This is a genomic window from Amycolatopsis antarctica (assembly GCF_002262875.1).
GTDB lineage: Bacteria > Actinomycetota > Actinomycetes > Mycobacteriales > Pseudonocardiaceae > Amycolatopsis > Amycolatopsis antarctica.
This window is the reverse complement of the sequence record NZ_NKYE01000003.1, coordinates 255,589-280,715: the sequence shown is the minus strand read 5'-3', so window position 1 is coordinate 280,715 and position 25,127 is coordinate 255,589. Positions and strand designations below refer to the sequence as shown.

At 70.8% G+C, this 25,127-nt stretch carries 25 protein-coding genes and 2 tRNA genes; 9 read left to right on the top strand and 18 right to left on the bottom strand.

The genetic code is table 11. From position 1 onward, the window contains the following. Positions 1–14: 14 nt before the first annotated feature. The gene (locus CFN78_RS07310) at positions 15–1,601 is read right to left on the bottom strand and encodes a DAK2 domain-containing protein (protein ID WP_094861829.1); all 1,587 of its coding nucleotides are present in this window, start codon (positions 1,599–1,601) and stop codon (positions 15–17) included. 153 nt (positions 1,602–1,754) lie between these two features. On the opposite strand from CFN78_RS07310, the gene rpmB reads away from it, so the two are divergent. Next, positions 1,755–1,946 (top strand): 50S ribosomal protein L28, encoded by a 192-nt coding sequence (gene rpmB, locus CFN78_RS07305; protein WP_094861960.1) that lies wholly within the window; start codon positions 1,755–1,757, stop codon positions 1,944–1,946. Between the two features lie 146 nt (positions 1,947–2,092). On the opposite strand, the gene CFN78_RS07300 is transcribed toward rpmB, so the two are convergent. The 4 genes from CFN78_RS07300 to CFN78_RS07285 are packed head-to-tail and all read right to left on the bottom strand — an operon-like array spanning position 2,093 to position 4,839. Then, positions 2,093–2,770, bottom strand: coding sequence for a uracil-DNA glycosylase (locus CFN78_RS07300; RefSeq protein ID WP_094861959.1), 678 nt, complete (start codon positions 2,768–2,770; stop codon positions 2,093–2,095). Between the two features lie 21 nt (positions 2,771–2,791). Beyond that, complete coding sequence (locus CFN78_RS07295) at positions 2,792–3,313, bottom strand: gamma carbonic anhydrase family protein (RefSeq protein ID WP_094861828.1); 522 nt, start codon at positions 3,311–3,313, stop codon at positions 2,792–2,794. A 37-nt stretch (positions 3,314–3,350) separates the two neighbouring features. Beyond that, complete coding sequence (locus CFN78_RS07290) at positions 3,351–3,833, bottom strand: GNAT family N-acetyltransferase (protein WP_240519315.1); 483 nt, start codon at positions 3,831–3,833, stop codon at positions 3,351–3,353. A gap of 22 nt (positions 3,834–3,855) precedes the next feature. Then, positions 3,856–4,839 (bottom strand): thiamine-phosphate kinase, encoded by a 984-nt coding sequence (locus CFN78_RS07285; protein WP_094861957.1) that lies wholly within the window; start codon positions 4,837–4,839, stop codon positions 3,856–3,858. A 146-nt stretch (positions 4,840–4,985) separates the two neighbouring features. On the opposite strand from CFN78_RS07285, the gene CFN78_RS07280 reads away from it, so the two are divergent. Then, positions 4,986–5,219 (top strand): Lrp/AsnC ligand binding domain-containing protein, encoded by a 234-nt coding sequence (locus CFN78_RS07280; protein ID WP_094861956.1) that lies wholly within the window; start codon positions 4,986–4,988, stop codon positions 5,217–5,219. A gap of 19 nt (positions 5,220–5,238) precedes the next feature. Then, positions 5,239–5,790 carry a DUF3515 domain-containing protein gene (locus CFN78_RS07275; RefSeq protein ID WP_094861827.1) on the top strand — a complete coding sequence of 184 codons (552 nt, stop codon included), beginning with the start codon at positions 5,239–5,241 and terminating at the stop codon, positions 5,788–5,790. 12 nt (positions 5,791–5,802) lie between these two features. Here the strand turns inward: CFN78_RS07275 and CFN78_RS07270 are convergent, their stop codons facing one another. Together CFN78_RS07270 and pdxR are read right to left on the bottom strand one after the other, a co-directional pair. Continuing rightward, positions 5,803–6,900, bottom strand: a complete 1,098-nt coding sequence (locus tag CFN78_RS07270; protein WP_094861826.1) for a D-alanine--D-alanine ligase family protein — start codon at positions 6,898–6,900, stop codon at positions 5,803–5,805. Positions 6,901–6,981: 81 nt separating this feature from the next. Further along, on the bottom strand, positions 6,982–8,364 hold the full coding sequence (pdxR, locus tag CFN78_RS07265; RefSeq protein ID WP_094861825.1) for a MocR-like pyridoxine biosynthesis transcription factor PdxR: 1,383 nt from the start codon (positions 8,362–8,364) through the stop codon (positions 6,982–6,984). 101 nt (positions 8,365–8,465) lie between these two features. Here pdxR and CFN78_RS07260 point away from each other — a divergent pair, with 101 nt between their 5' ends. Further along, complete coding sequence (locus CFN78_RS07260) at positions 8,466–9,131, top strand: pyridoxamine 5'-phosphate oxidase family protein (protein ID WP_094861824.1); 666 nt, start codon at positions 8,466–8,468, stop codon at positions 9,129–9,131. A 129-nt stretch (positions 9,132–9,260) separates the two neighbouring features. On the opposite strand, the gene CFN78_RS07255 is transcribed toward CFN78_RS07260, so the two are convergent. From CFN78_RS07255 to CFN78_RS07245, 3 genes are all read right to left on the bottom strand, one after another. Next, entirely contained in the window at positions 9,261–9,716 is a 456-nt protein-coding gene (locus tag CFN78_RS07255) for a cysteine dioxygenase (RefSeq protein ID WP_094861823.1), read from the bottom strand. A 200-nt stretch (positions 9,717–9,916) separates the two neighbouring features. Beyond that, on the bottom strand, positions 9,917–10,927 hold the full coding sequence (locus tag CFN78_RS07250; RefSeq protein WP_094861822.1) for an NAD(P)H-dependent glycerol-3-phosphate dehydrogenase: 1,011 nt from the start codon (positions 10,925–10,927) through the stop codon (positions 9,917–9,919). Continuing rightward, positions 10,924–11,631, bottom strand: coding sequence for a lysophospholipid acyltransferase family protein (locus CFN78_RS07245; protein WP_094861821.1), 708 nt, complete (start codon positions 11,629–11,631; stop codon positions 10,924–10,926). Before CFN78_RS07245 ends, CFN78_RS07250 begins: the two co-directional genes overlap by 4 nt. Before the next feature lie 162 nt (positions 11,632–11,793). Here CFN78_RS07245 and cofC point away from each other — a divergent pair, with 162 nt between their 5' ends. The 3 genes from cofC to CFN78_RS07230 all read left to right on the top strand — a co-directional run bounded on the left by cofC (position 11,794) and on the right by CFN78_RS07230 (position 15,699). After that, the gene (gene cofC, locus CFN78_RS07240; protein ID WP_094861955.1) at positions 11,794–12,411 is read left to right on the top strand and encodes a 2-phospho-L-lactate guanylyltransferase; all 618 of its coding nucleotides are present in this window, start codon (positions 11,794–11,796) and stop codon (positions 12,409–12,411) included. A gap of 67 nt (positions 12,412–12,478) precedes the next feature. Then, positions 12,479–14,731: an RNA degradosome polyphosphate kinase gene (locus tag CFN78_RS07235; protein WP_094861954.1), complete on the top strand. Its 2,253-nt coding sequence runs from the start codon at positions 12,479–12,481 to the stop codon at positions 14,729–14,731. Beyond that, positions 14,728–15,699, top strand: coding sequence for an NUDIX hydrolase (locus tag CFN78_RS07230; RefSeq protein ID WP_094861820.1), 972 nt, complete (start codon positions 14,728–14,730; stop codon positions 15,697–15,699). The genes CFN78_RS07235 and CFN78_RS07230 overlap by 4 nt, the downstream gene beginning before the upstream one ends. 147 nt (positions 15,700–15,846) lie before the next feature. On the opposite strand, the gene CFN78_RS07225 is transcribed toward CFN78_RS07230, so the two are convergent. The 3 genes from CFN78_RS07225 to leuC form a co-directional block, all read right to left on the bottom strand. Continuing rightward, positions 15,847–16,545: an HU family DNA-binding protein gene (locus CFN78_RS07225; RefSeq protein ID WP_094861819.1), complete on the bottom strand. Its 699-nt coding sequence runs from the start codon at positions 16,543–16,545 to the stop codon at positions 15,847–15,849. A 228-nt stretch (positions 16,546–16,773) separates the two neighbouring features. Then, positions 16,774–17,376, bottom strand: a complete 603-nt coding sequence (gene leuD, locus CFN78_RS07220) for a 3-isopropylmalate dehydratase small subunit (RefSeq protein ID WP_094861818.1) — start codon at positions 17,374–17,376, stop codon at positions 16,774–16,776. Between the two features lie 77 nt (positions 17,377–17,453). Beyond that, positions 17,454–18,884, bottom strand: coding sequence for a 3-isopropylmalate dehydratase large subunit (leuC, locus tag CFN78_RS07215; RefSeq protein ID WP_094861817.1), 1,431 nt, complete (start codon positions 18,882–18,884; stop codon positions 17,454–17,456). 160 nt (positions 18,885–19,044) lie between these two features. Between leuC and CFN78_RS07210 the strand changes: the two genes are divergently transcribed. Beyond that, positions 19,045–19,764 (top strand): IclR family transcriptional regulator, encoded by a 720-nt coding sequence (locus tag CFN78_RS07210; protein ID WP_205660451.1) that lies wholly within the window; start codon positions 19,045–19,047, stop codon positions 19,762–19,764. 378 nt (positions 19,765–20,142) lie between these two features. Here CFN78_RS07210 and CFN78_RS07205 read toward each other — a convergent pair. The 4 genes from CFN78_RS07205 to gltX all read right to left on the bottom strand — a co-directional run bounded on the left by CFN78_RS07205 (position 20,143) and on the right by gltX (position 22,827). Next, positions 20,143–20,215, bottom strand: a tRNA-Glu gene (locus CFN78_RS07205). Positions 20,216–20,311: 96 nt separating this feature from the next. Then, positions 20,312–20,383 (bottom strand) — tRNA-Gln (locus CFN78_RS07200). 87 nt (positions 20,384–20,470) lie between these two features. Next, complete coding sequence (locus CFN78_RS07195; protein WP_094861815.1) at positions 20,471–21,172, bottom strand: HAD family hydrolase; 702 nt, start codon at positions 21,170–21,172, stop codon at positions 20,471–20,473. A gap of 170 nt (positions 21,173–21,342) precedes the next feature. Then, positions 21,343–22,827, bottom strand: coding sequence for a glutamate--tRNA ligase (gltX, locus tag CFN78_RS07190; RefSeq protein WP_094861814.1), 1,485 nt, complete (start codon positions 22,825–22,827; stop codon positions 21,343–21,345). 111 nt (positions 22,828–22,938) lie between these two features. On the opposite strand from gltX, the gene CFN78_RS07185 reads away from it, so the two are divergent. Beyond that, on the top strand, positions 22,939–24,180 hold the full coding sequence (locus CFN78_RS07185) for an FAD-dependent oxidoreductase (protein WP_094861813.1): 1,242 nt from the start codon (positions 22,939–22,941) through the stop codon (positions 24,178–24,180). A 72-nt stretch (positions 24,181–24,252) separates the two neighbouring features. Here the strand turns inward: CFN78_RS07185 and CFN78_RS07180 are convergent, their stop codons facing one another. After that, on the bottom strand, positions 24,253–25,023 hold the full coding sequence (locus CFN78_RS07180) for a fumarylacetoacetate hydrolase family protein (RefSeq protein WP_094861812.1): 771 nt from the start codon (positions 25,021–25,023) through the stop codon (positions 24,253–24,255). Positions 25,024–25,127 lie beyond the last annotated feature (104 nt).

The window sequence follows — 25,127 nt, the reverse complement described above, 5'->3', positions numbered from 1 at the left end:
AGTCCACCACCGTGCTATTCCACTCCGATCAGCAGCACCGCGCCGATGTCCCCACCGGGATACCAGGCGAGTTCCACGTCGGGCCGTTCGGCGCGCAGGGCGTCCGCCACCGCCTCGGCGACGTCCGGCCGGGTGCCCTCGCCGGAGAGCAGCGTGACCAGTTCCCCGCCTACGTCGAGCATCCGGCGCAGCACGGCGATCGCGGCCGCGACGGTGTCCGGGCCGTCCTCGCCCGCCGGTTCGATGGAGACCACCTCACCATCGACGAGCCCGACGGCGTCGCCCGCGTGTGCGCGGCCCACCCAGGTGATCGCGTCCTCGGCCAGCAGCCGGAGTTCGCCACGGCGGGTGGCGGCCGCCGCCTCGGCCATGGCGACCACGTCGTCGTTGGTCCGGCGAGCGGTGTCGTGCACCGCCAGCGCGGCCAGCACCTGCACCGGTGAGGCGCACGGGATCACCACGACGTCGCGGTCCTCCAGCATCGCGTGCCCGGCGACCTCGTCCGCGGCACCGGTCAGGTCGAGCCCGCCCGGCAGCACGGTGACGTGCCCGACCCCGGTCTCGGTGATCAGCCCCAGCAGTTCCTCGGCGGTGGGCAGCGAGCCGAACGGCACGGCGAGCACCGGCACACCCTCGGCGCCGACCAGCCCGGCCAGTTCCGCACCGTGCACCACGGCGACGACGGCCCGGTTCTCCCGCGCGGGCGGCTCATCCGGACGGCCCGGCGTGAGCAGCGGCTCCACCCGGATCCGGTGCGGCCTGCCGATCTCGATGCCCGCCTCGATCGCCGCGCCGATGTCCGCGCAGTGCACGTGGACGGCGTGGCTGCCCGCGCCGTCCCCGGCCACCGTGACGCTGTCGCCGAGCCCGCTCAGCGCGGCGCGCAACCCGGGCAGCCCGGCATCGTCCACACCGGTCAGCAGGTACATGACCTCCCAGGTGTGCGGCGCGGGCCGCGGTCGCGCGGGCTCCTCCGCAGCGAGACCGCGGGAGGGCTCGGTCCGCTCGCCGGTCACCACGGCCAGCAGCGCGTCGAGTACCGCGACCAGGCCGCGCCCGCCCGCGTCCACCACGCCCGCGGAGGCGAGCACCGGGAGCTGGCTCGGGGTGCGCTCCAGGGCGGCGGCGGCCGCACGTGCCGCCGAGGCGGCCACCTCGCGCAGGTCCGTTCCGCCCTCCGCCGCCCAGGCAGCGGCGGACAGGACGGTCAGCATCGTCCCCCGCACCGGCCGGGCCACCGCCTTGGTGGCGGCGGCGTCCGCCCTGCCGAGGGCCTCGGCGAGCAGCCGGCCGTCCAGCTCGGACACGCCCGCGGACGCCTCGGCGAACCCGCGCAGAACCTGCGAGACGATGACACCGGAGTTGCCGCGCGCGGCGGCGACGGCCCCCCTGGCGAGCACCCCCAGTGCGCGCCCGGCCTCGATCGGCTCCGGCTCGGCTGCCAGCGCGTCCCTGGCTCCGGTAAGGGTGTGCAGGAGGTTCGAGCCGGTGTCACCGTCGGCGACCGGATACACGTTGATCCCGTCGATGTCGGCGCGCAGCCGGTCGAGACTGCGCACGCAGCTCGCCGCCCACTCGGCCACCGCAACCGCGTCGAACACCCGGTACCCTCCTCACTGGTCCCGGCGAGCGTATCCACCCCGTGTCGGCGTCGTGGAACGCACTGGTTACTATGTTCGAGTTGCCCAGTGCTGCTGGGCACGCCCTGCGGTATCCGCGGGTATCTGGAGTTTTCCGAGTCAAAGGAGTTCGACGTGGCTGCCGTGTGCGACGTCTGTGGCAAGGGACCCGGCTTCGGCAAGTCGGTCTCGCACTCCCACCGGCGTACCAACCGCCGGTGGAACCCGAACATCCAGACCGTGCACGCGAAGATCGGTCTCTCGCAGAAGAAGCGGCTCAACGCCTGCACCTCCTGCATCAAGGCCGGCAAGGTCGTTCGCGGCTGACCCTCCGGTTCCGCCGGCCTCCCGCCGTCGGAACCGGGCACAGTTTCCGGGAAACCGGCGTCGCATCACGCGGCGCCGGTTTTTCGTCGTCCGGGACCCGCCCGTCCGGGGGCCCGTCCGGCGGCACGGCGGCCGAGCGGATCCGGTCAGGGAAGTTTCCAGTCGATCGGCCCCGAGCCCAGCTCGCCGAGCAGCTCGTTGGACCGGCTGAACGGCTTCGACCCGAAGAAGCCCGCGTGCGCGGACAGCGGGCTGGGGTGCGGCGACTCGATACAGGGCACGTCACCGAGAAGAGGGCGCAGGTTCCGGGCGTTGCGTCCCCACAGGATCGCGACCATCGGCTCGTCCCGTTCGGCGAGCGCGACGATCGCCCGCTCCGTCACGTCCTCCCAGCCCTTGCCCTGGTGCGAGTTGGGCTTGCCGGGCCGCACGGTGAGCGCCCTGTTCAGCAGCAGCACGCCCTGCCCGGTCCACGGGGTCAGATCGCCGTTGGTGGGCAGTGGATGACCGAGGTCCTCGGCGTACTCCTTGTAGATGTTCACCAGGCTCTTCGGCAGCGGACGTACCTCCGGTGCCACCGCGAAGGACAGCCCGATGGGGTGACCGGGCGTCGGGTAGGGGTCCTGCCCGACGATCAGCACGCGCACCTCGTCGAACGGCTGCTGGAACGCGCGCAACACGTTCTCGCCGGCGGGCAGGTACCGGCGGCCCGCCGCGATCTCCGCGCGGAGGAACTCCCCCATCGCCGCGATCTTGTCCGCGACGGGTTCCAGGGCGCGCGCCCAGCCTGCTTCGACGATGTCCTGCAAGGGTCGTGCTGTCACGGTCGGCGACTCTATCGCCACTCAGTCCAGGCGCCGCAGTTCGGTGCGGAACCATCGCGCCCTGGCCACGTAACCGTCGACGACGGTCGCGATCTTGTCCGCCCCGAACGAGGTGTTCTCCCGTGTCCGGGCCGGGACACCGAGTGCGATGTGCCCGGAGGGCACGTGCGCGCCGTAGGAGAGCACCGCCCCCGCACCCACCATCGCGCCGTCGTCCAGCACGCTCCCGTTGAGCACCACCGAACCGGAGGCGATCAAGCAACCGGTGCCGATCCGGGCGCCCTCGACGTGCACCGAGTGGCCGATCGCCGACCCGGCACCGAGGATCAACGGGTCCTCGGCGGTGCAGTGCAGTACACAGCCGTCCTGGACGTTCGACCGCGCGCCGATCTCGATCCGGCCGTGGTCCCCGCGCAGCACGGACTGCGGCCACACCGAGGCCTCCGGTCCGATCCGGACGTCGCCGATCACGGTCGCGTCCGGGTGCACGTAGGCCTCGGGGTGGATCTCGGGCGTCAGGTCACCGAGTGCGTAGATCGCCACTTCGTCTCCGTTTCCCTTGGTCGTACCGGCCCGGCGCTCATCCCGTCGGCGGGGCCAGTTCCTTGGCCAGGCACACGCTTCTCGGATCCTCGCGGTAGTGCCCGTAGTTGGGGATGCCGGTGTATCCGCAGGATCGGTACAACCCCAGCGCTTCGGGCTGCTCGACGCCCGACTCCAGCACGACGCGCCTGCCCCCGGCCAGTGCCGCCGTACGTTCGAGTTCGGCGAGCAGCGCGCGGGCGAACCGCCTGCCCCTGGCCCGCTCGGCCACGTACATGCGCTTCAGTTCGATGTCACCCGGCCGCAGTTCGGCGAGGCCCGGGCGGCGCCAGGCACCGGTCGCCACCGGATCACCGTCCAGGTAGCCGACGAGGAACAGGCCGTGCGGCGGGTCGAACTCGCCCGGGTGCAGCGGCGTCTCGTCCGGTTCGCCGTAGCGCACCACGTATTCCTGCTGGACTTCGTCCCGCAGTTTCACGGCGTCCGGGTCGTCGAAGGGAACCACGCGGATGTCGAGCACGCTCGCCAAGATATCCGCGGGCTCAGCGCCAGTGCTCCCAGCCCGCACCGTTCTCGGCGGGTCGGCCGTCGATCGTGACGGCGGTGTCGGGCATCAGCACCGAACCGATCCGGTGCCAGCCCTGGGGCAGGTCGGCGAACGGGGGGAAGGTCGCGGCGAGCGCGTGATCCTCGCCACCGGTGAGCACCCAGTGCCGCGGGTCGGCGCCGAGCGCGGCCCCGACCTCGACCAGTTTCTGGTCCACCCGCAGGCGTTCGGTGTGGATGTCGAGGCCGACGCCGGAGGCGGACGCGATGTGGCCGAGGTCGGCGAGCAGTCCGTCCGAGACGTCGATCATCGAGGTCGCCCCGGCGACGGCGGCGGCAGGACCGGCGGCGTAGGGCGGTTCGGGAGCCCGCTGCGCGTTGACGACGCTGACCGGCGAACGGAAACCACGTCCCAGCACGGCAAGGCCCGCGGCGGCCCAGCCCAGCCTTCCGCAGACGGCGAGGATGTCGCCGGGGCGCGCGCCCGAGCGGGTCACCGGCGGGCGTCCGCCAAGGTCACCGAGCGCGGCGACGCTCACCACGAGCTGGTCGGCGTGCACGACGTCGCCGCCGACGACACCGATTCCCGCCCTGGTCGCCTCGGCCCACATCCCGTCCGCGAGTTCGGTGAGGGTCGCGCTCGGAGTCTCGCCGGGGCAGGCGAGCCCGACCAGGACGGACGTGGGTGAGGCGCCCATTGCCGCGATATCGGCGAGGTTGACGGCGATCGCCTTGCGCCCCACCTGCTCGGGGCTCGACCAGTCCAGCCGGAAGTGCACGCCCTGCACGAGGACGTCGGTGCTCGCGACCACCCGTCCGTCCGGTGCCGCGACCACCGCCGCGTCGTCACCGGGGCCGAGCAGTGTCGCCTCCGGCTGTACGCGGTTCTCGGTGACCGCACGGATCAGTCCGAACTCCCCCAGCGCGGCGACCGTGTCCTCCGTCGGCGCGTCCTGCGGCGGCCTGCTTTGCGGGGACATCAGTGCCACCTCCCTCCCTGTCGATTTCCCTGCGCGAAAGATCACAACGATCACCGATAGTCGGATGCCCGATGGTTCCCTCGCTGGGGTACGTTGCTGTCATCGTTCCTACCTTGAGCGGACCGATGGAGACGAAGGGGCGCGCCGTGGTTCACGCATACATCCTCATCCAGACCGAGGTCGGCAAGGCCGCCGCCGTGGCCGCCGAGATCGCCGGCATCCCCGGCGTCACCAGTTCCGAGGATGTCACCGGTCCCTACGACGTGATCGTCCGCGCCGCCGCCGACAACGTCGACCAGCTCGGCCAGCTCGTCGTCGCGCGGGTGCAGAACGTGGACGGCATCACCCGTACCCTGACCTGCCCGGTCGTGAACCTCTAGCCCGTGCTTTAGTCACCCGGTGCCACCAGTCGACACCGAATCCGGTGCTCCGCCACGGTTCCTGATCGTCGTCGCCGCCGCGATCGCGCTCGGGCTCGCCGTGGTGGTCGCGATCGTCGGGCTCACTTCGCCACCGGAGGAGAACGCCGCAGCGGCCGCCGGCCCGCTGCCACTCGTGCCGGTTCCCGCGCCGCAGGCCGCGAGCGCACCGTGCGCCACGCTGCTCGGTGCCGTGCCCGCCGCACTCCGCTCCGCGGGCACCGAGCTGACCCGCCGCGAACTCGCCGCTCCCGCGCCACCCGCCTCGGCGGGCTGGGGCGAGGACGACCCGGTGGTGCTGCGCTGCGGTCTGGACCGCCCGCCGGAGCTGACCCCGACCGCGCAGCTCCGCGTCATCAACGGCGTCCGCTGGCTCCAGGTGCCGGGTGCCGGAACGGCGACGTGGTTCGTGGTGGACCGGGAGGTCTACGCCGCGCTGACCGTGCCGGATACGGCCGGAACCGGGCCGCTGCAACAGATCTCCGACGCCATCGCGGCAGGCCTGCCACCGGCCCCGCTGCGCTTCGGCTGACCGGGGGACGTCTCAGCGCAGGCCGGTTCCCCTGGCGACGGCGGTGTCGATCAGCGTGGACAGCAGGTTCGGGTAGTCGACGCCGGTCACGGCCCACATCTTCGGGTAGGCCGAGGTGGTGGTGAAACCCGGCATGGTGTTGACCTCGTTGATCGTCGGCTCGCCGTCGGCACCGATGAAGAAGTCCACCCGGGCCAGGCCCTGGCAGTCGAGCGCCTGGAACGCCTTGACGGCCATGGCGCGAATCCGTTCGGTGACGGCGTCGTCGAGCTTCGCCGGGATGTCGAGTTCGGCGGCCTCGCCGAGGTACTTGGTCTCGAAGTCGTACCAGGCCGAGGATTCCTCGGAGAGCACACGGATCTCCGCGGGCAGCGAGGCCTCGATCCGGCCGTCCGGGAACTCCAGCACGCCGCATTCCACCTCGCGGCCGACCACCCCGGCCTCCACCAGCACCTTCGGATCGGTCTCCCTGGCGAGGGCGATCGCCTCGTCGAGCCGGTCCCAGCTCTCCACCTTGCTGATCCCGATGGAGGATCCGGCCCTGGTCGGCTTCACGAACACGGGCAGGCCGAGACGTTCCCGGTCGGCCGGGTCCAGGGTGGACTGTCCACGCCGGACGGTGGCGTACTCCCCCACCGGCAGGCCCTCGGCGGCGAGCAGCTTCTTCGCGTACTCCTTGTCCATCGCCGTCGCGCTGGCCAGCACCCCGGCGCCGACGTACGGGATCCCGGCGAGTTCGAGCAGGCCCTGGATGGTGCCGTCCTCGCCGAAGGCGCCGTGCAGCACCGGGAAGACGACGTCGACCGAGCCGAGGACCTCGACCGCCGCCCCTCGTTCGAGACTGACGAGTTCACGGCTGGTCGGGTCGCCGGCGAGCACCAGCGACCTGCCCTCGGTCACCGAGGGCAGCTCCCGGCCGCGGATGGACAGCGTCTCCGGATCACCGGAACCGGCGACCCAGCCGCCCTCCCGCGTGATGCCGACCGGCAGCGCCTCGAACCGCTCGGAGTCGAGGTTGGACAGCACACTGCCAGCGGAAACGCAGGAGATCGTGTGTTCGGTGCTCCGGCCGCCGAAGACCACGGCGACACGGATCTTGCGTGAACTCATGGCCGCTGACCCTACCCCTCCGGACCGGCCGATCCCCCGCTGGCGTCGGCGGCGGGCGGCGCGCGCGGTACCGGACGCGGGTCAGTCGCGCTGCTCGGCGAGCAGTTCCACGAGCACGTCCAGCGCGCCCGGCAAGGCCTCGCGGGAACAGCCGGAATAGCCGATCGCGACACCGTACGAGCTGGGCCTGCCCGCGAAGTGCCTGCCGAGACCGTCCAGCAGAATGCCGCGTTCCCTGGCCCGCGTCAGCAGTTCCCGTTCGGCGGCGGCGGAGGGCACCTCGACGACCAGGTGCGCGCCCGCGTCGTCTCCGAGGACCGGGATGTGCGCGGCGTGCAGGGCGGCCACCAGCATGCTCCGGCGCTCGGAGAGCTCACGGCGCAGCCTGCGCAGGTGCCTGCCGAGGTCGCCGTGCCTGGCCAGCTCCACCAGCACACGCTGGCCCGCGGGCGAGGGCCGGGTTCCGGTGCGCTCGCGGTAGGCGAGCACGGCCGAGGTGACCGTGGAGGGCGCGACCATCCAGCCCGCTCCGAGGGTGGGCGTGAGGATCTTGCTGGTGGTCCCCAGATGCGCGACGACGTCGGGAGCGAGCGCGGCCAGCAGCGGCAACGGGGCCACGTCGAACCGCAGCTCGCCGTCGTAGTCGTCCTCGATCAGCAGGAAATCCTCGGCGCGGGCGCGTTCCACGAGTTCGACGCGACGCTGCGCGCTCAACCGCCCGCCCATCGGATACTGGTGCGCGGGCGAGCAGTAGACCGCGCGCACACCGCCGGGCACGGCGTCCGGGCGCAGGCCCTCCTCGTCGACCGGGACGCCGGCCACCCGGATCCCGGCCGCCCGCAGTGCGTGCGTGGCCCGCTGGTAGCCGGGCTCCTCGACCGCCACCACGTCGTCGCGGTCCAGCACGGATCCCGCCAGTTCGACGAGCGCGGCGGTGGTGCCCCCGGTGGCGAGTACCGAATCGGCGCCCGCGTCGAGGCCGCGGTGACGGAGCAGGTGCTCGGCGATGGCGGCGCGGTACTCGGGCAGGCCCGCCCGGTGCGCCCTGGACAACGGGGCCGCGTCCGCCGCCGCCCGCCAGGCGCGCCGCCACGCGGCCCGGTCCAGTCCCTCCGCCCATGGCACGCCGGGCACCAGTTCGAGCAGGTCGCTCCGTTCGCTCCTGGTGCCGGGACGGACCTGGCGGGCAGGGCGCTCCCGCGGCGGCGAGGTGGTCACGTAGGTACCCGAGCCGTGCCGCCCGGCGATCCAGCCCTCGGCGTGGAGCTGTTCGTAGGCGGCCGAGGTGACCGTGCGGCTGACGCCGAGCCGCCGCGCCAGTGCCCTGGTGGACGGCAATCGGTCGCCGCCGCGCAGGTGGCCGTCCGCGGCCGACTCACGCAGCGTGTCGGCAAGCTGGACAGCAAGGGGCGTAAGGGATTCCCGGTCGAGCCGGACGGGAAGCGCGGTCTCGCCGGTGGTCATCGTGTTCCTCTCGCCTCGACGGAACGGCCAGCCGAGTGGACTGGGAGAATCCAGTATAGGTGGCTATTCTCAGATGCCACTGCCGAGGTGAGGATCGGGACATGACCGAAACCCCGCCGGCCCCGCTGTCCGCCACGCCCCGCAGCACGATCACCCGCAAGAAGGACCGAGGCCGAACCGAGCGGGCGGCGCTGTACTCGCTGCTCGACGAGGGCCTGGTGTGCCACCTGGGGCTCCTGCTCGACGGCTCGCCGGTCGTGCTGCCGACCGGTTACGGCCGCGAAGGTGACACCCTCTACCTGCACGGCTCCACCGGCTCGCCGAGCATGCGGGCCGGTGACGGCAGTACCGACGTCTGCGTCACCGTCACCCTGCTGGACGCCATCGTCTACGCCCGTTCGGTGAACGACCACTCGATGAACTACCGCAGTGCGGTGATCCACGGCAGACCGCGGCCGGTCCTCGATCCCGACCGGAAGCTGCACGGCCTGCGCGTCGTCACCGACCACCTGGCCCCGGGCTCCTGGGAGCACGCCAGACCGGTCAGTGCCAAGGAGTTCGCCGCGGTCACCGTGCTGGAACTCGCTCTCGCCGAGGCCTCGGTCAAGGTCCGCGACGGCGGCCCCTCCGACACCGAGGCCGATGTGCGCGACGGCGGCGCGTGGGCGGGGGTACTGCCGCTGCGGACCTCCTTCGGCCCGCCCGAACCGGCCGCCGACCTGCGACCGGGCATCCCGGTTCCGGAGCACGTGGCCGGGCGGGGCTAGGTGTCGCCCGGCAGTCGGTGTGGTCGCGATGTTCGCGCCGGGGGCGGCTCTCGGCGGCGTCGGCGGCAACGCCCCAGTACGGCACCGGTTACCAAGGCTTCTCACCGGCCGAGAACCACCGGAGGGGGCCTAGCCGAGACCGGAGGGCCGGACGGTGCGGGTGCCGTCGCGGTAGACGTGCACGCTGACGGCCGGGTCCGGCCCTTCGTTGCGCACCTCGTGGGTGTAGCCGGGGCCGAACACCCTGGACTGGCCGGCCGTGAGCTCGTGGTGCTCGGTGAGCACCCGCCCGCCGGGGGCCCTGCGGGTGACCCGTTCCACCAGGTCACCGGTGACAACGGTGAAGGCACCGGTGGCGTGCCCGTGGTCGTGCGAGAACGTGGTCTGGCCGGGCAGCCAGCTCATCAGCCAGACCTCCTGCTGCCCGTCCCGCGCGATCAGGGCGGCGAAGCGCTGGTCGGGGTCGTAGCGAAGCAGGTTGCGCCACAGCTCCCGGTCGGCGGCGAAGGCGAGGGCGGCGCGGACGGGGTGCTGCAGGGCGGGGCGCTCGGCGATGGCGATGGTGTTGTCCGGAACGGCGAACATGATCGGTGTCCTCTGGCATGCGGTGGTGCGCGGTCGGCTGGCTCTGGAGCGGATCGAGCTCAACGACACGGACACAGCACGCCGGCGACGCGACGGCGGGCGAGGCGCCCACGTCGTGCGTTCCTGCCTGGCGTGATCATGCGCCTGAGTTCACCAGCAGCCGCTGTGCGCGGCAACCGGTCCCATGGAGTGGACGCCGGTCAGGACCACTCGTGCTTCTGCTCCCGCCCCAGCAGTTCCGCGCCGAGACGCCGCATGTCGATCCCCTCGTGGCAGGCGCGGTGCATGGCGTCGGTGATCGGCATGTCCACCCCCAGGCCGGCGGCCAGCTCCCGGATCGACGAGCAGGACATGACGCCCTCGGCGACCTGACCGCCGCCCGCGGCCCGCGCCTGCTCGACCGTCTCCCCCCGGCCCATCCGCTCGCCGAAGGTCCGGTTGCGCGACAGCGGCGAGGAGCAGGTGGCCACCAGGTCGCCGACGCCGGCGAGCCCGGCGAAGGTGAGCGGGTCGGCGCCGAGTTTCACGCCGAGCCTGGCCATCTCCGCCAGGCCCCTGGTGATCAGGGTCGCCATCGTATTGGTGCCCAATCCCATGCCCGCGGCCATCCCGCAGCTCAGTGCGATCACGTTCTTGCACGCCCCGCCCAGTTCGCAGCCGACGACGTCGGTGTTGGTGTACGGGCGGAAGTACGAGTTGAAGGCGGCCCGCTGCACGGCCACCGCTCGTTCGTGGTCGGCGCAGGCGACGACCGCGGCGGAGGGCTGGCCCTGCGCGATCTCACGAGCGAGGTTCGGACCGGAGACCACCACGACCTGGCCGGCGGGAACGTCGGCGATCTCGGTGATCACCTCGCTCATCCGCTTGAGTGTGCCCAGTTCCACGCCCTTGGCCAGGCTGACCAGGATCGCCTCGCGCGGCAGCAGCTCCCGCCATTCGGTGAGGTTTGCCCGCAGGCTCTGGCTCGGCACGGCGAGTACCACGGCCTCGGCACCGTGCAGCGCCCGCGCCGGATCGGCAGTCGCGGTCAGGTTCGGCGGCAGGGCGACGCCGGGCAGATACCCCTCGTTGGCGTGCTCCTCCCGGATCCGGGTGGCGACCTCGTCCCGTCGCGCCCACATGGTGACGTCCCGGCCGGCGTCGGCGAGCACCTTCGCGAAGGCGGTGCCCCAGGAACCCGCGCCGAGAACGGTGATGCGCTGCGGGGTCATCGGCTGTTCTCCGCCTCCGGGGCCGCGGCCGGGGGCTCCTCGCCGCGTACCTCGGACAGCAGCGTCACCACCTCGCGCATCAGCAGTTCCGTCACCTCGCGCAGCGTGCCGCTGCTCGCCTCCCCCTGGCGCTGGGCCGACAGGTCGACGGGCAGGCCCACCGAGTGCACCACCTTCTTGCGCGGCAGCGGGCGGAACTTCTTCGTGTAGCCGTTCCAGATGTCGTGGGTGCCCCAGCGGGCGATCGGGATGACCGGGACGTCGTTCTCCAATGCCAGCCGTGCCACCCCGGTGTACGGCCGTTTCGGCCAGCCGGCCGGGTCCTTGGTGATGGTGCCCTCGGGGTAGATGACCACGACCTTTCCCTCACGCAGGGCGGCGTGGGCGGCGCGCAGGCTGTCGCCCGCGCTGCCCGAACCCCGGTAGACCGGGATCCCGCCCGAACCTGCCAGCATCCGGCCGAACATCGGCACGCTGAACAGGCTGGCCTTCGCCATGAAGCGCGGTACCCGCTTGTTCCGGTGCACGAACACGGCGTCCACGGCCGGGTCCAGATGTGAGACGTGATTGAGCACCAGCAGGGCACCACCGGTGGGCGGCAGCCGCTCCGCGTGCCGGTACTCGCTCCGTCCGATCCAGGTCACCGGGTAGAAGAACCCCGCGGTGAGCCCCACCCAGAAGCCGCCCTTCTCCCGATCAGCCAAGACTCCTCCTCGCCTCGAATCTCCCGACTGCGCCGGGTGATCCTCCCCCGCGCCCGTCCGGGGGTCCAGCAAGGGGTCCCCACGGCGGGCGGTCTCCCGCGCGCCGCGGCCGATTTCGTGGAGTATGGACACGTGGCTCGAGAGGTGGACCTGATCGTCCCGATGAAACCGCCCCAGCTCGGCAAGTCCCGGCTGCGGGGCGCGCCAGGATGCCCACCGGGCGAGCAGGCCCACGCGCGGCTGGTGCTGGCACTGGCCGCGGACACCCTGGCGGCCGCACGGGCGGCGGCAGGGGTACGCCGCGTCCTCGTCGTCGGCACGGACCCCGCGACGCTCGCCGAGCTGGACGTTCCGGGCGTGGAGGTCGTCGGCGAGAACGGCGCGGGCGGGCTGAACGCGGCCCTGCGGCATGGCGAGTCGGTCCTGCGCGCGGGCGATCCGGACGCGGTGGTCGCCGCGATGCAGGCGGATCTGCCCGCGCTGCGCGCGGTCGAGCTGAGTTCGGCGATCGAACAGGCCCGCGGGCGGCGGGCGTTCGTCGCCGACCGGCACGGCAGCGGGACCACCCTGCTGCTCTCGGCGCCGGGAGGGTGGCTCGGACCGCGCTTCGGTACCGGTTCGGCGCAGGCGCACGCCCGTTCGGGGGCGCTGGCCCTCGCCGTGCGGGCGCCCTCGCTGCGTGGGGACGTCGACACGCCCGAGGACCTGCGCCATGCGAGTGAGCTGGGCCTTGGCGAGCGCAGCAAGCTCCTTCTCGCGGAGAGTTGCTGCCTGCGCTGAGGTCGAGATGAAGTTCACCGCCGGCCGCCGACGTCAGGGTGCCCATCCGGGCGTCACGTACGGAACAATGGCGTCCGTGAGTGACGAGAGCCTGACCCCGGGACCAGCCCGTTCGACACCGGCGAACACCGCGGCGCGGCGACGGCCCGCGAGCGGAAGCGGTGCGGGCGGCAACCCGGTGCGGGAGGCGGTCGACGGTCCGGAGATGCGCGCCATCCCGTCCGCCCCGCCCGCGGCCACGCATGTCGCCGCCGAGCTCGCCGACTCACTGCCCGACGACCGCTACTTCAACCGGGAACTGTCCTGGCAGGACTTCAACGCCCGGGTGCTGGCGCTGGCCGAGGACGCCTCGCAGCCGCTGCTCGAGCGCGCCAAGTTCCTGGCGATCTTCGCGTCCAATTTGGACGAGTTCTACATGGTGCGGGTGGCCGGGCTGAAGCGGCGGGACGAGACCGGCCTGTCCGTGCGCAGCGCCGACGGGCTCACTCCCCGCGAGCAGCTCGCCTACATCGCCAAGCGGAACCAGGATCTGGTGGAGCGGCAGACGGCCGCCTTCGAGGAGCACATCCGGCCCGCGCTCGACGAGTGCGGCATCCGCATCGTGCGCTGGTCCGACCTCGGGCAGGACGACCGCTCCCGGCTCTCGCACTACTTCAGCGAGCAGATCTTCCCGGTGCTGACCCCGCTCGCAGTCGACCCGGCGCACCCGTTCCCCTACATCTCCGGGCTTTCGCTCAACCTGGCCGTGACCGTGCGGGACCCGGAGGGCGGCACCGAGCGCTTCGCCCGGGTCAAGGTGCCCAACAACGTGCCCCGGCTGATCCGCGTCGAGCAGCAGCGTTCGGGCCAGGTCGCGACCTTCCTGCCGTTGGAGGAGCTGATCGCCGCGCACCTCGGCGAACTGTTCACCGGCATGCACGTCACCGAGCACCACGCCTTCAGAGTGACCCGTAACGCGGACTTCGAGGTCGAGGAGGACCGCGACGAGGACCTGTTGCAGGCCCTGGAAAGGGAACTGGCACAGCGCAGGTTCGGTCCGCCGGTGCGGCTCGAGGTCGCGATCGACATGAGCGAGCACATGCTCGAACTGCTGCTGCGGGAACTGGAGGTCGACCCGCACGACGTGGTGGAGGTGCCCGGCCTGCTGGACCTGAGCTGCCTGCACCAACTGTCCGGAGTGGACCGCAAGGACCTCAAGGACAGTCCGTTCGTGCCGGCGACGCATCCGGCGTTCGGTGAGCGGGAGACGCCGAAGAGCGTGTTCGCGACGCTGCGCGAGGGCGACGTGCTGGTGCACCACCCGTACGACTCGTTCTCCACCAGTGTCCAGCGGTTCGTCGAGCAGGCGGCGGCGGACAGCAAGGTGCTGGCGATCAAGCAGACGCTCTACCGCACCTCGGGCGACTCCCCGGTCGTCGACGCGCTGATCGACGCCGCCGAGGCGGGCAAGCAGGTGGTGGCGCTGGTGGAGATCAAGGCGCGCTTCGACGAACAGGCCAACATCACCTGGGCGAGGACGCTGGAGCGCGCCGGGGTGCACGTCGTGTACGGCCTGGTCGGCCTGAAGACGCACTGCAAGGTGGCGATGGTGGTGCGGCAGGAGGGGTCGACGATCCGCCGCTACTGCCACATCGGCACCGGCAACTACAACCCGAAGACCGCGCGGCTGTACGAGGACATGGGGCTGCTGACCGCGGATCCGGCGATCGGTGCCGACCTGACCGACCTGTTCAACGTGCTCACCGGTTACTCGCGGCAGGAGACCTACCGCAACATCCTGACCTCCCCCAAGGGGATTCGGCGGGGAATCCTGCAGTGCATCGCCGAGGAGATCGAACACGCCCGCGCCGGACCGGACGCCGGAATCCGGATCAAATGCAACTCACTCGTCGACGAACAGGTGATCGACGCGCTCTATCACGCGTCGCAGGCCGGGGTTCCGGTGCAGGTCGTGGTCCGCGGTATCTGCGCGCTCAAGCCGGGAGTGGAGGGATTGAGCGAGAACATCGCGGTCCGTTCCATTCTCGGCCGGTTCCTCGAGCATTCCCGGGTCTTCCATTTCCGGGGCGGCCAGAGTTACTGGATCGGCAGTGCGGACATGATGCACCGGAATCTCGATCGCCGGATCGAGGCCCTCGTCCGGGTCAAGGATCCAAAACTCACCGCGCAACTCGATCACGTTCTCAGTTCGGCGCTGGATCCGATCACCCGTTGCTGGGTGCTCACCGCCAACGGCGAATGGGTGGCCTCCCCGGCCGACGGTTCACAAGTCCGTGACCTGCAGGTCGACCTGGTCGCCGAGCGCAAGGCGATGGGATGAGCCGGAACCACTCGCCGGAGATCCACGCGGCCGGGGCCGTGCTGTGGCGTAGCGGCCCCACAGGGGCGCTGGAGATCGCGATCGTCCACCGGCCGAGATACGACGACTGGTCGCTGCCCAAGGGCAAGCTGGACCCCGGGGAGACGGCTCCGGTCGCCGCCGCCCGGGAGGTTCTGGAGGAAACCGGTTTCCGGGCGGTCCTCGGCCGGTACCTGACGCGCACCGAGTACCGCGTGCCCCGGCGTTCCGGCGGCGGCGAGACGGACAAGGCCGTCGACTACTTCAGTGCCCATGTCGCGGGCGGCCGGTTCGCGCCGAACGACGAGGTCGACGAACTTCGCTGGGTAGCCCCGGAACAGGCCGAGATGCTGCTGACCCGGCGCGCGGACGTGGACGTGCTCCGGGAGTTCCGGGCGCTGCCCGCGGACCTGACGACCGTGCTGCTGGTGCGGCACGCCAAGGCAGGCAAGCGTTCGGAGTGGACGGGAGACGACGACCTGCGTCCGCTGTCCGAGGCGGGGATGCGGCAGGCGGAGGCACTGCGGGCGACGGTCACACCGTTCGCCCCGGACCGGGTGCTCTCGGCACCACGGCTGCGCTGCGTACAGACCGTGCAGGGAGTGGCCGAGGACATCGACGCGGATGTGCGGCACGAACCGCTGCTGTCCGAGGAGGAGTACTGGCGCGACCCGGTGCGCGGGGTCGCCCGGGTGCTCGCGATCGCCGCGGATGGCGGCAGGCCGGTGGTGTGCAGTCAGGGCGGGGTGATCCCGGACGTCGTCAGCCTGCTGGCCGAGCGGGACGGCGTGGTCCTGCCCGCCCGCACCGCCGACGGCGAGATCCCGAGCAAGAAGGGTTCGCTGTGGTTGCTGGCTTTCCGGACGGGCGAGGACGATGCCGGGCCGCGACTCGTCGCGGCAGGCTACTTCGCGGCGCTGCTTCCCTCGGCTGAGCCCGCACAGTCCTGACCGGGCGCGCGCAGTCCTGACCGGCGCGCACGGCACTGATCGGCGTTCGCGGAGCCCGTGCGCTGTCCCGGCTCGTGCCGTCCGGACAGCGGCGAGGCCCCCGTGCATCGCACGGGGGCCTCGCCGAGAAGTACGTGGCGCGGGGCCTTACTTCTTCTTCTTCGCCGCGGCGGTGGTCTTCTTGGCCGCGGTGGCCCGCGTGGCGGCGGCCTTGGGGGCCGCCTTCGCCGCGGTGGTCTTCTTCGCCGCGGTCGCCTTGGCCGCCGTCTTCGGCGCTGCCTTGGCGGTGGTGGCCTTGGCGGCGGTGGCCTTCTTGGCCGTGGTCGCCTTCGCCGTGGTCGCCTTGGCGGTGGTGGCCTTGGCGGCGGTCTTCGGTGCGGCCTTGGTCGCCGTACGGGTGGACGCGGCTCGCGTCGTGGTCGCCCGCGTGCGGGTGGCCGCGGTGCGAGCGGCGGGACGCGAGGCCGTGGCCTTCGTCGTGGTGCGTGCGGCGGTGGCGCGTGAGGCGGCACCGGCACCGCGGGCGGTGGCGGTGGCGCGCTTCACGGCCGCGGCCTTCGGCAGCTTCTTCGCGCCGCTGACCACGTCCTTGAAGGTGGTGCCTGCCCGGAAGGCGGGCACGTTGGTCTTCTTCACCCGCACGGTCTCACCGGTACGCGGGTTCCGTGCGGTGCGGGCAGCGCGAGCGCGCTTCTCGAACACACCGAAGCCGGTGATGTTCACCTTCTCGCCCTTGTTCACCGTCCGGATGATGATGTCGACGAGGCCGTCGACCGCTTCGGACGCAACCTTTTTGTCGCCCAAGCGCTCGGAGAGCGCTTCGATCAGCTGGGCCTTGTTGGCCATTCCAGTCCTCCAAGAAGAACTACGCGTACACGGCCATCTTGGCCGACTTGGGCACACGGTATTACCAACGCAGCACAATTTCCAAACGGCACGCGGATATTTTCCTTGTCTCGGGGGTTCTTCCGTCCCCCGAGAGGCGCCCGATGCGCTCTCTCCGGTGCCATTCGGCGTGGTTTGGCGGGGCATTCCCCGCACCGCTGTTCCCTTGCTGAGCAGGGAATCCGTAGCTCAGGAGGCCACTTGTGGGGTGGTCACCGGCTTCCACGAGGGACGGTCGGACTCGAACGTGTCGATGTCCGACACGTGCCGGAGTGTCAGGGCGATGTCGTCGAGTCCTTCGAGCAGCCGCCAGCGGGTGTAGTCGTCGATCGCGAAGGTCGCCGTGAAGTCCTTGGCGCGTACGGTCTTCGACTTCAGGTCCACGGTCACCTCGGCGCCGGGGTCGTTCTCCAGGATCTTCCAGAGCTGTTCGACGTCCGACTGCTCGCACTCGGCCGCCAGGAGGCCCTGCTTACCGGAATTCCCACGGAAGATGTCGGCGAAGCGGGACGAGATGACGACCCGGAATCCGTAGTTCATCAAGGCCCACACTGCGTGCTCCCTGGAGGAGCCGGTGCCGAAGTCCGATCCCGCCACCAGCACACTTCCCGCGCGGAAGGGTTCCTGGTTGAGGACGAACTGCTCGTCGGAACGCCAGGCGGCGAACAGGCCGTCCTCGAAACCGGTGCGGCTCACGCGCTTGAGGTAGACCGCCGGGATGATCTGGTCAGTGTCCACGTTGGACCTGCGCAGCGGGACCCCGACGCCGGTGTGGGTGGTGAACGGCTCCATGGGTTTGCTCCTGTCGTGTCCGCCCCGGGTATGGGGCTGGAGGTGTCCGGGAAGGGTTCGCGGAGGGCGGGCCGGGCTCAGGTCCCGGAACCGGCGAGCAGGTCCTCCGGGGAGGACAGCGTGCCGCGTACGGCGGTGGCGGCGGCCACGAGCGGGGAGACGAGGTGCGTCCGTCCGCCCTTGCCCTGCCTGCCCTCGAAGTTCCGGTTCGAGGTGGACGCGCTGCGCTCGCCCGGGGCGAGTTGGTCGGGGTTCATGCCGAGGCACATCGAGCAGCCCGCCTGGCGCCATTCGGCGCCGGCGTCGGTGAACACGGTGTCCAGGCCCTCGTCCTCGGCCGCCTTGCGCACGCGCATCGAGCCGGGCACCACCAGCATCCGGACGCTGCCTGCGACCTGGTGGCCGCGCAGCACCTCCGCCGCGGCGCGCAGGTCCTCGATCCGGCCGTTGGTGCAGGAGCCGAGGAACACGGTGTCCACGGCGACCTCGCGCAGTGGGGTGCCCGGCGCGAGGTCCATATAGGACAGCGCCTTCTCCGCGGCGAAGCGCTCGTTCTCGTCGGCGATCTGCTCCGGGTCCGGTACGGCGGCGCCGAGCGGCAGTCCCTGGCCGGGGTTGGTGCCCCAGGTGACGAAGGGGGTCAGCTCGGCCGCGTCGATGTGCACCTCGGCGTCGAACTCGGCACCGTCATCGGTTCGCAGTTCCCGCCACTGGGCGACCGCGGCGTCCCAGTCGGCACCCTGCGGGGCGTGCGGCCGTCCGCGCAGGTACTCGAACGTCGTCTCGTCCGGCGCGATCATCCCGGCTCTCGCGCCCGCTTCGATGGACATGTTGCACACCGTCATGCGGGCCTCCATCGACAGCGCCTCGATCGCGCTGCCCCGGTACTCCAGCACGTATCCCTGCCCGCCCCCGGTGCCGATTCTGGCGATCACGGCGAGGATGACGTCCTTGGCGGTGACGCCGGGGCGCAGCGCGCCGTCGACGGTCACGGCCATGGTCTTGAAGGGGCGCAACGGGAGTGTCTGGGTGGCGAGTACGTGCTCGACCTCGGAGGTGCCGATACCGAAGGCCATGGCGCCGAACGCACCGTGGGTGGAGGTGTGGCTGTCGCCGCAGACGACGGTCATTCCGGGCTGGGTCAGGCCGAGCTGGGGGCCGATGACGTGCACGATGCCCTGTTCGACGTCGCCCATCGGGTGCAGCCGGACGCCGAACTCCTTGCAGTTGCGCCGAAGCGTGTCCACCTGGGTGCGGGACACCGGGTCGGCGATCGGCAGCTCGATGTCGACGGTGGGAACGTTGTGGTCCTCGGTGGCGATGGTGAGGTCCGGCCTGCGCACGCCGCGACCGGCGAGCCGGAGCCCGTCGAAGGCCTGCGGGCTGGTCACTTCGTGCACCAGGTGCAGGTCGATGTAGAGCAGGTCCGGTTCCGCGCCTTCACCGTGCCGGACGGTGTGCGCGTCCCACACCTTCTCGGCCATCGTTCGGCTCTGACTGGTCGCCATCGTCCGGCTCCTTTCATGTGGTGGGGCACGGTATTCCCGTGGATACGGGCATCGTGTCCACGGGCGGTCGTCCGAGGCCGGCGGGCTGGTGGACCCGGTCTCGCGTACTCCGCCGTCCAGAATGTGGACTTCCCATACTCCGGGAAGTTAGTATCGCCTTGTGGGACAGCATAACTCTTCTGAGCAGAGCAGCGGTATCGGCGTCTTGGACAAGGCTGTGGCCGTGTTGCAGGCGGTCGCGGATGATCCGTGTGGGTTGGCGGAATTGTGCAATCGCACGGGTCTGCCGAGGGCGACGGCGCATCGGTTGGCGGTGGGGTTGGAGGTGCATCGGTTGTTGCGCCGGGGTTCGGATGGGCGGTGGCGTCCGGGTGCGGCGTTGGCGGAGTTGGCGGGTGGGTCGACGGATCCGTTGTTGGATGCGGCGGGTGCGGTGTTACCGAAGTTGCGTGATGTGACGGGTGAGAGTGTGCAGTTGTATCGGCGTGATGGTGTGCAGCGGATTTGTGTGTCTGCTGCGGAGCCGCCGTTGGGTTTGCGGGACACGGTTCCGGTGGGGTCGCGGTTGCCGATGACGGTGGGGTCGGGGGCGAAGGTGCTTGCGGCGTGGTCGGATCCGCAGACGCAGCGGGCGGTGTTGGCGGATGCGGTGTTCGGTGAGCGCACGTTGTTGGAGGTGCGCAGGCGTGGGTGGGCGCAGAGTGTGGCGGAGCGGGAGCCGGGTGTGGCGAGTGTGTCGGCGCCGGTGCGGGATTCGTCTGGTGCGGTGGTGGCTGCGGTGTCGGTGTCGGGTCCGGTGGATCGGATTGGCCGTAAGCCGGGTTCGCGGTGGGCGGCGGATTTGCTGGCGGCGGCGGATGCGTTGCAGGAGCGCCTGTAGCCGCGAGTTGGCTGTTGCCCCCGCGGTTTAGTCACCTGCCCCCCGTGGGCCCACATGCCCCACGCCCCCATTCCCTCACCCACCCGCCCGACACAACATGCCAGCGCGCCCGACACAGCATGCCCAAACGCCCGACACGACATGCCGGAACGCACGACACGACATGCCCAGCCGCACGACACGACGTGCCGAAAGGCCCGACACGGCATGCCGAAGGCGAGGCGAGGCGGGAAGAGCTGGTGTAGGCCGAGCCCGGCAGGGCCGCCAAGACGAGGAGCTCGCACCGTGGGGGGCATGGGGGGCTCGGCCCCCAACCAGCACAACGAGAAAAACCCCGGCCTGCGCATTCCGCAGGCGCGGGGCCACCAAACTTTCGAGTACCCCCGATGGGATTCGAACCCACGCTACCGGCGTGAGAGGCCGGCGTCCTAGGCCGCTAGACGACGGGGGCTAGGAACTTGCTCTTGTTGCTTGCAAGATCTTACTTTGTTGCGAGAGAGAACTTACCAGAGCTGGTTCCGGCGTCTTCAACCGGGTCTCTCCGCTGCTGGGGTACCAGGACTCGAACCTAGACTAACTGGACCAGAACCAGTCGTGCTGCCAATTACACCATACCCCAATGGGGTGCCGTCCCGGCCGGACCGGCTCAGCACCACCGAGGAGAAATATTAGACCACCGGGTTTTCTGCTTCTCATCGGGGTTCGGTCATCGTGGGGCGGGCACTCCGACGCGGGCGTATTCGGTGACGAGGAGCTGTGGGAGCTGGTCGAGTGCGCTGATGACGTGCACGTCGCGGGGGGTGGTTTCGGGGTCGGTGGGGTTGTCGGCGCGGTCGAGCCAGATGGCGCCGAGTCCGGCGTCGCGGGCGCCGATGGCGTCGATATCGAGTTTGTCGCCGATGTGGACGGCTTCGGTGGGATCGCAGCCGAGTGCGAGGCAGACGGTGGTGAACATGCGCGGGTCGGGTTTGGCGAGTCCGATCTCACCGGCGATGGCGACGTGGTCGAAGAAGCGGGTGAGGCCGAGGTCGGCGAGTTTGCCTCGTTGGTGGGCGCCGGAGGCGTTGGTGACGGCGGCGAGGCGTACGCCGGCGGCGCGCAGCCAGTCGAGGCAGGGCAGTACGTCGTCGAAGAGTCGCCACCCGGCGCGCTGGAGGGTGCGGCGGCGGAGTTCGAAGTCGGTGACGGATGCGGTGTCGAGGGCGATACCGAGGTCACCGAGGAAGGTGCGGGTGCGCTGGTGGTGCATGTGCGCGTATTCGAGTTCGCCCGCGACGACTCTGGCGACGTGGCTGTCGGTGGTGCGTTCCCATTCGGCCCACAGGTCGTCGCGTCCGAGGAGTGCGGCGAGCGCCCGCCGTCCGGCGTTGGTGAAGTCGACGAGGGTGTCGTCGATGTCCAGGCACACCAGGCGAAGCAGTGATGGCGACCAGGGTGGGGCGGGCGCGGGCCCGTGGACGGCGGGGCTCGGGGCTGCGTAACCGGATTCCACTCAGCGAGGTTAGGTGACTCCGCGCCGGAGCGATTCGACCAAGACGGTGAGAACTGCTGCTCTGTTCCGGTGTGGTGGAACTACCGTCAGTTGCCCGGGATCCCGCGGCGCAGTCGGCCGAGGGAGCGATCGCGGCCGAGGAGCTCCATGGATTCGTACAGCGGCGGGGAAACGGTGCGCCCGCTCACGGCGACGCGAATGGGCGCGAATGCCTTGCGGGGCTTGAGTCCCAGTCCGTCGACGAGCGCGTCCTTGAGTGCTTGCTCGATGGCCTCGGTGCGCCATTCGGGCAGCGCTTCGAGTGAGGTGATGGCGGCGCGCAGTACGGGTTCCGCGTCGGGGCCGAGGTTCTTGGTGGCCGCGGCCTCTTCGGGCACGAAGCTCTCCTCGTCGATGAAGAGGAACCGGAGCATGCCGACGGCCTCGGACAGCACGGTGACGCGTTCCTGGACCATCGGAGCGATGGCGCGGAGGGTGCCGAGCTGGTCGTCTGCGGGGTTGTCCGGGAGGAGTCCGGCTTCGGTGAGGTACGGGAGGGTGCGGCGTACGTAGTCCTCGATGTCGAGTGCGCGCACGTGGGTGGCGTTGATCGCCTCGGCCTTCTTGAGGTCGAAGCGGGCCGGGTTGGCGGAGACTTTGCTGATGTCGAAGGCCTGGACGAGTTCGTCGACGCCGAACACGTCGCGGTCGTCGGCGATGGACCAGCCGAGCAGCGCGAGGTAGTTGAGCAGCCCCTCGGGGATGAATCCGCGGTCGCGGTAGTGGAACAGGTTGGACGAGGGGTCCCGTTTGGACAGTTTCTTGTTGCCTTCGCCCATCACGTAGGGCAGGTGGCCGAACTCGGGGGTGAAGTCGGTGACGCCGACGCGGCGCAGGGCGGCGTAGAGCGCGAGCTGACGCGGAGTGGAGGGGAGGAGGTCCTCGCCGCGCAGTACGTGGGTGATGCGCATGAGGGCGTCGTCGACGGGGTTGGTGAGGGTGTAGAGCGGTTCACCGTTGGCGCGTACCAGGACCGGGTCGGGGATGGTGCCCGCGGGGAAGCTGATGTCGCCGCGGACGAGGTCGGTCCAGGCCAGGTCGGTGTCGGGCATACGCAGGCGCAGCACGGGGGCGCGGCCCTCGGCGCGGAAGGCGGCCTTCTGTTCGTCGGTGAGGTCGCGGTCGTGGTTGTCGTAGCCGAGTTTGCTGTCCTGGCCCGCGGCCTTGCGCCGGGCTTCGACCTCGTCGTTGGTGGAGAAGGCTTCGTAGAGTTCGCCGGCCTCCAGCAGTGTCGCGGCGATGCCGTCATAGACCTCGCGTCGTTCGCTCTGCCGGTAGGGACCGTGTTCGCCGCCGATCTCGGGGCCTTCGTCCCAGTCGAGGCCGAGCCAGCGCAGCGCGTCGAGGAGCGCGTCGTAGGACTCCTGCGAGTCGCGCGCGGCGTCGGTGTCCTCGATGCGGAAGACGAGGCTGCCGCCGTGGTGCCGGGCGAACGCCCAGTTGAACAGTGCCGTCCGGATCAGCCCGACGTGCGGGGCTCCGGTGGGCGAGGGACAGAAGCGGGCGCGCACGGGCGACGAGATCTCAGTCATAACCCGGTCAGCCTATATCCGGGACTTCTGGTTGACGCCACTGCCGGGTGGGTGCATCGTGAGTTTATTCAACAATGAATGAAAACAGGGACGGGTGAAAGGAGGCCGGAGATGACGGAACGCACCACCTGCGTGGTCGTCGGCGGTGGTCCCGCCGGGATGCTGCTCGGACTGCTGCTGGCGCGGGCCGGGATCGAGGTGACCGTGCTGGAGAAGCACGGTGACTTCCTGCGCGACTTCCGTGGCGACACCGTCCACCCCTCGACCCTGCGCCTGCTCGACGAACTCGGGCTCGGCGAACGGTTCGCGGCGCTGCCGCAGAGCAGGCTCACCGAGGTCGCGTTTCCGGACGAGGACGGCAGGCCGATGGTCTTCGGTGACCTGTCCCGGCTGCGCACGGCACATCCGTACATCGCCATGGTTCCGCAGTGGGACCTGCTCGACCTGCTGGCGTCGGCGGCGCGGGAGGAGACATCGTTCACCCTGCGGATGAACGCCGAGGTGACCGGGCTGATCCGGGAGGACGGCGCCGTACGGGGTGTGCGCTACCGCTGCGCGGGCGGGCCGGAGACCGAGCTGCGGGCCGAGCTGACCGTCGGGGCGGACGGACGCTGGTCGGCCGTCCGGCGGGCGGCGGGCCTGCGGCCGAAGGAGTACGCCGTGCCGATGGACGCGTGGTGGCTGCGCGTGCCGAGGGACATGGCGGTGGACACGCCGTCGCTGGTGCCGTCCACCCGGCGGGGCGAGTTCGCGGTGACCATTCCCCGCGAGGGTTACTTCCAGATCGCCTACCTGGCACCGAAGGGGGCCGATGCCCGGTTGCGCGCCGAGGGGATCGAACGGTTCCGGGAGCGGCTCGCCTCGGCGGTGCCGCGGATCGCGGGCGAGGTGCACACGCTGGGGTCGATGGACGAGGTGAAACACCTGGACGTGCGCCTGAACCGGTTGCGGCGCTGGCACTCCACCGGCCTGCTCTGCATCGGCGACGCCGCGCACGCCATGTCCCCGCTCGGCGGGGTGGGGATCAACCTGGCCGTCCAGGATGCCGTGGCGGCGGCGCGGCTGCTGGCCGAACCGCTGGCCCGCGGGACGGTCGGCGACGCGGACCTGGCGAAGGTCGCGGCCCGCAGGCGGCTGCCGACGGCCGTGGTGCAGGGCATGCAACGGATCCTGCACCGGGTGCTGGTGAAGCCGGTGCTGGACGGGCGGCGCGCGGGACCGCCGAAGCCGATGATGGCGTTCGTGCGGCGGGTGCCGAAGGTGACGTTCCTGCCCGCGTACCTGATCGGCATCGGCGTCCGCGCGGAACACGCCCCGGCCTACGCGCGCCGCTCCCCCGCCCCGGACCACTGACGGCGACCGCACAGCGGTACGTCGACATGGCGCGGTCGGTGGCGGCGCGACATGTCGACGTACCGCGGGGGTTCAGGCCTGCTGGACCGGGTTGGCGAGGGTGCCGATGCCCTCGATGGTGATCGCGACGTCCTGGTCGCTGGTGATCGGGCCGACGCCTGCCGGGGTTCCGGTCAGGATCACGTCGCCGGGCAGCAGCGTCATCACGCCGGAGACGAACTCGATCAGGTCCGGGATCTTGTGCACCAGCAGCGAGGTCCGGGAATCCTGCTTCGTCTCACCGTCGACCTGTGACCGCAGGGCCAGATCGCTCGCGTCGATCGAGGTCTCGATCCACGGGCCGAGCGGGCAGAACGTGTCGAAACCCTTCGCCCTGCCCCACTGCCCGTCGGACTTCTGGTGATCGCGCGCGCTGACGTCGTTGGCGACCGTGTAACCCAGTACGGCGGCCGAGGCGCGGGCGGCGGGCACGTTGCGCACCGGCTGGCCGATGACCACGGCCAGCTCCCCCTCGAAGTCCACATGCGACGAACTCGCCGGCAGCTTGATCGCCGCGTTCGGCCCGATCACGCTGGTGGACGGCTTGAGGAACATCATCGGATCGGTGGGCACGTCGTTGCCCATCTCCGCGGCGTGGTCGGCGTAGTTGCGGCCGATCGCGACGACCTTCGTCGGCAGGATCGGCGCGAGCAGCCGGACGTCGGCCAGCGGCCAGCGCTTGCCGGTGAAGTTGGGATTGCCGAAGGGGTGCTCGGCGATCTCGAGGACCTGGGCGTCGTCGCCGTCCCCCTCGACCGCGGCGAACGCCACTCCTCCTGGATGGGCGATTCGAGCTAGGCGCATGACTCCAACCATAAGCGCCACGAACACCCGGTTGACCTCTGGGCACGCCACACACGGCTGTCTAGCGTGGACCGGACCACCCCACGCCTCGGAGGCCACCGTGC